Source organism: Tardiphaga sp., from assembly GCF_028290785.1.
In the GTDB taxonomy this organism is placed as follows: domain Bacteria; phylum Pseudomonadota; class Alphaproteobacteria; order Rhizobiales; family Xanthobacteraceae; genus Tardiphaga.
The window spans coordinates 1-8,984 of sequence record NZ_JAQGJD010000414.1 but is presented as its reverse complement, the minus strand read 5'-3'; the positions used below and the strand labels follow the sequence as shown (position 1 = coordinate 8,984).

General features: G+C 59.1%; 11 protein-coding genes. 9 read left to right on the top strand and 2 right to left on the bottom strand.

Annotation, left to right across the window (positions count from 1 at the left end; all coding sequences use genetic code 11):
• Positions 1-1,159, top strand: a 1,159-nt coding sequence (locus tag JWR89_RS26020; protein ID WP_299721082.1) for a carbohydrate porin, incomplete at its 5' end; no start/stop codon positions are given.
• A 141-nt stretch (positions 1,160-1,300) separates the two neighbouring features.
• Here JWR89_RS26020 and JWR89_RS26015 read toward each other — a convergent pair.
• Complete coding sequence (locus JWR89_RS26015) at positions 1,301-1,510, bottom strand: hypothetical protein (protein ID WP_299721081.1); 210 nt, start codon at positions 1,508-1,510, stop codon at positions 1,301-1,303.
• 556 nt (positions 1,511-2,066) lie between these two features.
• Between JWR89_RS26015 and JWR89_RS26010 the strand changes: the two genes are divergently transcribed.
• From JWR89_RS26010 to JWR89_RS25985, 6 genes are all read left to right on the top strand, one after another.
• Positions 2,067-2,303, top strand: a complete 237-nt coding sequence (locus tag JWR89_RS26010; RefSeq protein WP_299721080.1) for a hypothetical protein — start codon at positions 2,067-2,069, stop codon at positions 2,301-2,303.
• A 776-nt stretch (positions 2,304-3,079) separates the two neighbouring features.
• Positions 3,080-3,403: a hypothetical protein gene (locus JWR89_RS26005; protein ID WP_299721079.1), complete on the top strand. Its 324-nt coding sequence runs from the start codon at positions 3,080-3,082 to the stop codon at positions 3,401-3,403.
• A 15-nt stretch (positions 3,404-3,418) separates the two neighbouring features.
• The gene (locus tag JWR89_RS26000; RefSeq protein ID WP_299721078.1) at positions 3,419-4,027 is read left to right on the top strand and encodes a general stress protein; all 609 of its coding nucleotides are present in this window, start codon (positions 3,419-3,421) and stop codon (positions 4,025-4,027) included.
• Positions 4,028-4,100: 73 nt separating this feature from the next.
• Positions 4,101-4,625: a DUF1236 domain-containing protein gene (locus JWR89_RS25995; protein ID WP_366143018.1), complete on the top strand. Its 525-nt coding sequence runs from the start codon at positions 4,101-4,103 to the stop codon at positions 4,623-4,625.
• A 70-nt stretch (positions 4,626-4,695) separates the two neighbouring features.
• Positions 4,696-5,274 (top strand): hypothetical protein, encoded by a 579-nt coding sequence (locus JWR89_RS25990; protein WP_299721077.1) that lies wholly within the window; start codon positions 4,696-4,698, stop codon positions 5,272-5,274.
• A 2-nt stretch (positions 5,275-5,276) separates the two neighbouring features.
• A complete protein-coding gene (locus JWR89_RS25985) occupies positions 5,277-5,822 on the top strand; it encodes a hypothetical protein (protein WP_299721076.1) in 546 nt (181 codons plus the stop codon).
• A 171-nt stretch (positions 5,823-5,993) separates the two neighbouring features.
• Here the strand turns inward: JWR89_RS25985 and JWR89_RS25980 are convergent, their stop codons facing one another.
• A complete protein-coding gene (locus JWR89_RS25980; RefSeq protein WP_299721075.1) occupies positions 5,994-7,358 on the bottom strand; it encodes a histidine kinase in 1,365 nt (454 codons plus the stop codon).
• A gap of 93 nt (positions 7,359-7,451) precedes the next feature.
• Here JWR89_RS25980 and JWR89_RS25975 point away from each other — a divergent pair, with 93 nt between their 5' ends.
• Positions 7,452-8,072 (top strand): response regulator transcription factor, encoded by a 621-nt coding sequence (locus tag JWR89_RS25975; RefSeq protein WP_299721074.1) that lies wholly within the window; start codon positions 7,452-7,454, stop codon positions 8,070-8,072.
• 136 nt (positions 8,073-8,208) lie between these two features.
• The gene (locus tag JWR89_RS25970) at positions 8,209-8,760 is read left to right on the top strand and encodes a nuclear transport factor 2 family protein (RefSeq protein ID WP_299721073.1); all 552 of its coding nucleotides are present in this window, start codon (positions 8,209-8,211) and stop codon (positions 8,758-8,760) included.
• Positions 8,761-8,984 lie beyond the last annotated feature (224 nt).

Below are 8,984 nucleotides of genomic sequence, written 5' to 3'. Positions count from 1 at the left end.
GCGGCCGGGAGCAAGCCTCTTGGGCCGCCTGAACCTCGCCGTCGATGTTGACTTCGAAAAAGCCGCCGGCGCCAAAGGCCTGAGCTTTCATGGCAACGTCTTCGCAATCCACGGCGATCAATTCACTAACCGCTATCTGCAGAGCTTCATGGGTGCGAGCGGGATTGAAGGGCTGACGACCGTTCGGCTGTTCGAGGCGTGGTTTGAGCAGAAGTTCGTCAATGATCGACTGTCAATTCGTGCCGGGCAACTTTCGGCGGACACTGAATTCATTACGACGAAATTCAGCGACGTGTTTACGAATGCAACGTTCACCTGGCCGGCAGCAACGGCAATTAACTTGCCGAGCGGTGGCCCAGCAACACCGCTCGCCGCGCTCGGCGCCCGGTTTCGGGCAAAGCTGAGCGACAACATCACCGGCATGATCGCGGTCTATAATGGTGATCCCGCCGGACCCGGGGAGGGTGATCCGCAAGAGCGTAACCGCTACGGTCTGAACTTCCGGCTGCGCGATCCGCCGCTAGTGATAGGGCAGGTTGCGTTTGATTGGTCTGATGCGCTCGGCAAGAGCACGCCAGGCGCTTTCAAGCTCGGCGGCTTCCGTCATTTCGGTGAGTTTGACAGCCAGCGCTTTGCCTCCGATGGCCGTTCGCTGGCTGATCCCACCTCATCCGGGATGCCAGCGACGTTACGCGGCGATAGCGGCGTGTTTGCCGTGATCGAGCAGAAGGTGGCCGCAAGAGGTGACGACGAGGATCGCGGTATTGGCGTGTTCGCACGTGCGGTGGTGAGCCCGCCAGATCGAAACTTAATTGATGTCTATGCCGACGTGGGTTTTCAAGGGAACGGATGGTTTGATGCTCGACCGAACGACAAGTTCGGTATCGCTGTTGCCTATGCACACGTTTCGCGGGCCGTTCAGGCGCTCGACCGAGACTATCAATTCTTCCTCGATCCGACCTTCGCGCGTCGGTCGTCGGAAGCGCTGGTAACCACGGCCTACGCCTACGAACTCCGTCCGGGGTGGTTGCTGCAGCCGAACGCTCAGTTTATCGCACGGCCGGGCGGGGGGGCTGCCGATCCACTGAAAAGCGGCATACCTGGCCGCGGGCTTGGTAACGCTTTCATTTTCGGTTTGAGAACGGTAGTCAAATTCTGATCGGAAAGCATCTACCTACAAAAGCCTGTGAAGATATTAGCACGGATCTAGGCGAGGCCCGCGAAGCTTCGGCGCAAGAACGCCGGAACCAAAGATAAGGGCCCCCTCGAAAGGGGGCCCTTTGGTCTAGTGGCTGAACGATCAGTAGCGGTGACCGCGGTGCATCCCGCGATGGCCACGATTCACAATGATGACCTTCTTGGCGCTGTGACCACGATGATAGCCGCCGTGATGATGTCCGCCATCGCGCTTGATGACGATTGTTTCTGAGTTGGCCGACGTAGAAGTCGCGACAGGAATGGCGACGCCAAAGGCAGCCGCGACAGCGAGAGCAATAAACGATTTATGCATTTTTCCTCCATCGAGTGTGCGGGGATAAAATGCCGTGGGCGCAAAGCCGTTCCGCCAATTCAGGAGGAATTTCCTGAATGAACGTTCAGGAAAGCTGGGCTGCTTAAGTCTGAACTGCGTGTTACTAGAGCGCCTCAATTCTCAGCGCCTTGAAACTAGCGAAGCGATTGATGCAGCAATTCTCGACCTTGTGCACGGTGGTTTGACTTTAACGATAAGGGCGGAAGCTGTCGATGAGAATGCCGCTGACGATGGCAATCTATCGAGGTCGCCAACAGGGATAGCGCTCCGGAGGTGCGGCGCACTGGTTCTTCATCCCAAGCACGCCATGCGATAGAGCCTTAATCGCGCGTATCGAACTTCAATTGACGACCTTGGACGCGCAAAAAATCGACGAAATCGGCTTCGGCCCTCTCGCTGAACTCGATCAGGCGATGCGTCTACGCCTTTGAAATCCGGGAAATAGTGGCGATTTTATCGGGAACATTCGGCATCGCCCTCAGTTTTACTCCGCGCATCGGGCGCCGTGCACCGTATGCAAACCGGAGGAAACAAGATGAAGAAGTTTTTGATTGCCAGTGCCGTCGGCGTGTTCGCAGTGACCTCGGCATTCGCCCAGACCACTGCCGTGTCTACCGAATATTACGTGGTGCGGGATCCCGCTACGAAGAAGTGCACCGTTGTGGACAAGAAGCCAACCACCACCACGACCATCGTCGATAACGGCACGTACAAGACGAAAACTGAAGCCGAGACTGGCATGAAGACTACAAAGGTCTGCACCGAGAACTAACGTTCGGAGCTTTCGCCGTCGCGTGGCGGCGAAGGCTTCCTTACTCGGACACGACCTATTTCGCGTCGCTTTTTGAGTCGTGATGCATTCAAAAAATACTCATTGTGATCGGCCGGCCTGCCTGGTCTTGGCCGAACTTCGGAGCACGCGGGGCGTTCGAAGCTCAAGTTTGTTCCGCTTCTATCCTACCGCTCTACCTGTGGATGATGCCGGTCATCGTCGGTCTGCTGCTTTCGGTACCGGTGGCGCTACTGTCATCGCGCCTGGTGCAGGCCGGCCAACGCGCCGGCCTGTTTGGTTCCCGAACAGAATATGCGGCCGAAGTTGCTCGACCGCGCCAACGACTGGCGGCGCCTATCTACGGCACCAGCCCGCTGCACGAGTAGCGCGAGGCGCACCTGCGAACGCTGGCCGATCAGCCGCGAACCCGCGGCCAGATCGACTCCGATCTCGCCATCGCGCGTGCAAAAATCGAAGACGCCTGTTGCTTCGATGACGCCATCAGCTATCTCGGCACCCGTGAAACGTTTGCCGTCCTGAACAGTCGGATTGCGCTCGAGATGCTGTCACGATTGCCCGACAATTCGCCAGTCGCGGACTAATGACGGCTCCCTGGACGCGCGAATCAGGAATCGGCGACCAGGTTCTCCGGCACAGGACGAGACGCGACGTCCGCTCGATCTTAACGCACAGGAAGTGCCACTTTTTCCCGACCCCGTGGAACGGTGTGCAAAGTCGAAAGTTGGAAGCGCCCTGTCACTTGTGAGGATCTCAACATGAAACACCTTCGAATTCCCATCTTTAGCCTTTGCGTTGCCGCGGCCTTGTCGAGTGCCGCATATGCTCAGGCGCCGGCGGCCAAGAGCGGTCCGGGAAACAACGCTGTTAACAGCGAGCAGAAGAATTCGACTGCGCCGGTAGCAGGACGAAACTCGTTCACCGAAGGCCAAGCCAAGAGCGCGATCGAAAAGGCCGGTTACACCGGCGTCACCGAGTTGAAGAAAGACGATAACGGCGTCTGGCGCGGCAGGGCCAGCAAGGGCGGATCGTCCAGCGCGGTCACCGTCGATTTCCAGGGCAACGTCAACGCCGCCAAATAATCAAAGGATGCCAAAATGACCGTAACTATTTCTCGTCTGTACGACACCTACGCCGACGCTCAGAAGGCTGTTGATCGCCTGGAGACGGCTGGCGTCCCTCACTCCGACATCAGCATCGTCGCCAACAATTCTGAGGGTTGGTATGATGGAAAGAAAGATCGCGATGGCGACGGCGTGGATGATCGCGCGGAAGCCGCAGGCACCGGCGCTGGTGTTGGCGCCGGTCTGGGCGGCGCGGCCGGCCTGCTGGCCGGCCTCGGGCTGCTCGCCATTCCGGGCCTCGGCCCTGTGGTTGCCGCAGGCTGGCTCGCTGCCACCGCCGTCGGTGCGGCAGCCGGCGCCGCCACTGGCGGACTTGTCGGTGCATTGACGGAAGCGGGCGTATCGAAAGATGAGGCTCCGCTTTATGCTGAGGGCGTCCGCCGCGGCGGCACGCTTGTGTCGGCCAAAGTAGCCGATGCGGACCGCACCCGTCTGGACGCTCTGCTCAACCCCTCTTCGGTCAATCTGAGCGACCGCAAGGCCGCCTGGACGAAGTCCGGCTGGACCGGCTATGATCCGGCAGGTCAGCCCTACGGCGCGGACCAGGTTCGCAAAGAGCGCGATCTTTACGGCACTCGCTAAGGAGAATGGCCCGCTTCGGCGGGCCATTTTTTTGGTCGGTCGCCGGACAGTTCGGCGCGCAAGCCGCACTAGCTTGCTCCACCAAATCCCGAAGGCCGCGTTCTCGCACCGGGATAAAGTGGCAATTTTTTTGGAACGTATTTTTTGTTTGTCAGTTTCTCATGTCCTTAACAGCACAGGAGGAAAGACGATGATGAAGACTATGTTGGCAAGTGCGGTTGTTCTGGTAGCGCTTTCGGCTCCGATCCTAGCTCAGGCGCAAAGCGGCGTGGCGGCTGGTGCAACCACCGGAGCCGTCACGGGCGCTGTCGTGGGCGGCCCGGTTGGCGCGGCGGTAGGTGCCGGCGTTGGCGCCGTTGCCGGCGGCATTGCCGACGAAACCCGCCCACGGTTCCGAAGCTACGTCTCAGAGCGCCGCGTGCCGTCCTATCGGTATGAGCGCGAAGTGCGCGTGGGCGCGGACCTGCCAGAAAGCGGCGTCACCTACTACGAAGTGCCGAAGGAATATGGCGTGACCAAGTATCGCTACACGGTGGTCAACGATCGCACCGTCTTGGTCGATCCCGGCACCCACCGCATCGTCCAGATCGTCGAATAGCGACTTCAACGGAGCGGCTCCACAAAGTGGGGCCGCTTTTCCTGTGTGATGCGGCAACAGGAGATTGGCCATGTCGTTCAGTCCGAGTTCGTTTTTTGCCGGCGTCGGGACGGTCTTCGTGGCAATCGCCGTCGGCTTTGGCGGGGGCGCGATGATGACGGCGACGACGCAGAAGAAGACCGATGGGCCGAACCGCCTTGAGCGCATAGCTTCGACATCCGAAGCCGCTCCCCCTGCCGCAATGGGGCCGGAGAGCGCGACTGCACCGCTGGTTACAGCCTCGGCGTCTCTGGCGGAGAGCACGCCACGCCGGGTCGACCAACCGTCAGCGCCGGCGTCGGTTTCGATAGACACTTCGGGATCTCAGCGGCCTCAAGCTGCGCCTACAGCGTCGGCACCGGCGTCTTCCGAGGCGATACACGAGGCGCAGGCGTCGCCCGCCTCCGTGCAAGTGAGCGGGAGCGTGAAGAGCGTCGAGCGCAGTCGGCGCGCGGAAAGACGTACGAATGAGCCACGCAAATGGACCGAGCGAAAACGTCCTCGGCAAGAATTTGTCGATATTGCAGTGGCGCGACGCGAGCCAATCGTCATGCGTGAGGTTGCCGAGGAGGAACGTACGCCGCCCTTCGGGTTTTTTGGTCAGGATTAGCTATGCTTTTTCGTTACCGGAAACGAAACGGTGATCCAGCCGGTTTTCGCCACGTCGATGCCGAATACGTAATGAAGCAGGAAAGCGCCTTGTTCCTTTTTCGATACCTCTGCCTTGTGGGATCCGTTCTTGTCGGCGCGCTTTGGCTATTCGGTTCACACGAGAACGGCTTGAGCTCGGCACAGACCGAGCGGTGGACGTCGCTCGATACGCTTCGCGCCATGGCCCATCACGGCGAGCCTCAGCGTCGGCAGGCGGTCTTCACTGATGACGCGGCCCCGGTCCGCCTGGCGGTCACGGAAGCTGCGCCGCTGCCCCCTGCGCCACCTCTCGTTTCGTCTGCCATTAAGTCGCCTGCGATCAACATCTCTTTCAACGATGCGCAGGCCCGCTACCGCCTGAAGGAAACTGCTCGCTCTAACATGTCCCGAAAGCCGCGCCGGCAGGCGATTGCTGCGCGGGCAGTAAAGCCTCGAACCGCCGGAGCTACCACCGTTGCTACTGCCGACCGGATGTCTCCCATCGACTTTTTCGGATCAGCGTGGTGACCGGACCGGCAAAGGGCCTTCTGGCTGATCAGTTCCAGCTGACATCCATCATCGCGGCCGCTATATGCGCCTGTCACGAAAGCACGAAGCAGCCTGCCGTCGAACGGCTGAGAACCGAGGATGCCAACTGTATTGCGAAAGCCGTACTGTCGGCGCTCGCGGAAGCCGGGCTCACGATTGTGTCAACGAAGAACGATTAGGCCGTGCGACGCCAGAAGCCGGCAGCTTGCAGCAGATCGACGTCCAGCCATCTCGCCGCGACAGTTCGAAGCTCCCAGCCAACGCCCGCAAGCGCTCCCGCATGCCTGTTAGGCCTCGCCCGAACACGGGTTCTGTCGACCAGCCGGTTCCGTTATCCGATACTTCTACAACAACCGAGCCGCTGTGCAGCGCCGCTTTCACTCTCATCTGGCTGGCCCCAGCGTGCTTCAAGACGTTGGTAATACCTTCCTGTATGACCCTATAAATTGTCTGGGCGACAACACTGTCCATGCCGTCCAGATCGGGGCCGATGTCACAGGCCACATTGAGGCTAGGAAGTTGAGCATGGACGTCACGAAGCAACTTTTTGATGCTCGATTGCAATCCGAGCTCTTCGATATAGAGAGGTCGTAGGCGATCCAGTATCCGACGATTAGCCATCTGCAGGGCTTCCACAGATTGTATCGCCCGGTGCGGCGCGGAGTCCGGATCGTCCTCACTGATGTTACTGGCGTCGGCCATGGCTATGACGTTGGCCCGGATGGCGAAAAGAAGTGGCCCGAGTTCGTCATGGAGTTCACGCGAAATGTCGCGCCGCTCTTCATCCTGAATCAGGATCATCCGACGGAGCAGAGTCCGATTTTCGGAGTTGAGGCTTGAAAGCGTGCTGGCGAGTTCGTTTACGGCCAAACAGCTCTGGCGTATTTCCGGGGGCCCCGAGCAATCGATCCTGGCCTCATAGTGGCCATCTTGCAGCTTTGCCAGCCCGTTTCCGAGATCGCTGAGCGGCTTCAAGGCTGCCCCTACGGTCCAGAATGCGATAACAATGGTAAGAAAGGCCAATCCTACGCCGGAAGCGACGATCGAGAGAAAGCCCACCCATTTTTCATAGATGTTTGCCCGAATGTCGGGCTCGTAGACGAGGTCTCCAACGCGCCGATCCCCGACCAGAATTGGAATATGCCGTGACAGATCCGGCAAGTTGAGAAAGCTCACGAACCAGTGCGGCACGTGAGAATAACTTAGCACAACGGCGAGGTCCGTTTTCGTCGTCGATGCTGCGCCGACCGGCCGGAACTGCAGGGCATCGGGACTGGTGGAGGCCAGGCCGGAGAGAAAAGCCATTAGGACGGCGTTCGGGTCGGACGTCACCTTCAGTGCATTGTTGAGAGCGCCCGCAACCAGGACGGCCGAGCGCTCGGCTGGTTCGTTCTCGTCGACAAGCTGGTCAGCCGAGAAAAGCCGCAATAGCGAGGCGCCGGCGACTAAAGCCACGAGGAAAACGGCGCACAAAAACAGCGATAGACGAGTGCGAAGTGAATATGTTTTCCACATTGGAAGAATTCCAAGCTATGAACAGAACAATCCCTGTTCAAAGGCTGCTGACCTCCTATCTATAGACAGGTCACAACTTGCAGAAAATGTATCATGAAATTGTTGATCGTTGATGATCATCCTGTAGTCGCCTCCGGATGCCGGTCGCTATTCGCTTCCGATGCTTCGGTGAAAATCGACGAAGCAGCGGATGAGAAATCCGGTCACCGCGCTTATATGAGTAAGCGCCCCGATGTGACGATTATCGACATCAATCTGCCCGACCTTTCCGGTTTCGAACTGATGCGCCGGATCCGGAAAGAAGACCCCGATGCGCGCATCATCATGTTTAGCATGAACGACGACCCAGCGTTCGTTGCGCGCGCTCTCGAGCTAGGAGCTCAGGGGTACGTTTCCAAAGGCGACGATCCGCGCTTGTTGGTCAAGGCCGTGCGGAAGGTGGCGGCAGGGGAAAATTTTATCACGCCGCGCCTCGCCGAATCCGTCACCTTCTCCGCAGCCGCCATTCGCTCGAGCCCCACGTCCCAGATGACGCCGCGTGAACTCGAGATACTGCGACTGTTGGCGCGAGGCGACAAAATCAGTGAGATCGCTGACGTTCTGGACATTTCCTACAAGACGGTCGCCAATACGACGTCGCTGCTTAAGCAGAAGCTTGGTGCGAAAAGCCACTCCGATTTGATCCGCATTGCCGTGGAGACTGAGCTGAGCTGAGCCTCAACGCCAGTTCCCGTTTTTCCGACTTTCGCTTGCTGGCTACAGCCTGAAGGGCCCATTCATGCTGCCTTCATTCGGAGGGTGGCAAAAAGCGCCTGCATCACAGCAGGGGCGCAGATGGCAGGACATAAACATGGCCCAGGTTGACCCTATCGCGCGCGCCATCGACTGGTTGGACGCCTGCAAGGCGAATGACCTGGAAACAGTTTGTTCGCTGTACGCGCCCGACGCAACGAGCGCGATTCCGTCGGTACCGGTTTCTGGCCCCGGGATTCTGCTGTCCGGCGCCGAGCAGCATCGCCGGTACTGGATGGACGCCTTTCAAAGCGGCACCACCGAAGTCTTTGAGCTAGTCGAAATCTACCCGGGCCGCGACAGCGCAGTACTCATCTATTATGACAGGTACTATCGGCGTGTCTGCGAATACCTGCAATTCAACGATGCAGGCCTCATCTCAACCGCAGCGCGACATCTCGTTGCGCGGCGGCGGCGGGTGTTTGCAATGCCTGCCAGTACCGCGGCCGAGGACGACGCGATATCGTCGATCCCCAAGCTTCTGCGCTGTGAGGCGCGCCAAAATCTAGAGGAAGCGCGGCAGCTTCCGGTAGGACTTGCGCGCAACAGCTTGCGCCAGCGCGCCATTGCGCTCGGCGAGCTGTCCAAGCGCGAAACCTATGGCGCCTGAAGCCCCGAGACTCGGATTTCTGCGCGCAGGCGGTATGAAATTGCCACAAACTCCCGGTCGATAAGGTTCTGTTGAAGGTCGTATCGGCTGCGAGGCTCGGCAAAGAGCCCCGCTTTACATGCATGCGTTGCCGGTTTTTCCCCAATAACTCTCGCTGAACGGAACTTTACGTCTCGATTTCGCTTTGAGACATGTGACCGCTTGCCGGTCTTGAAACCTGGGAG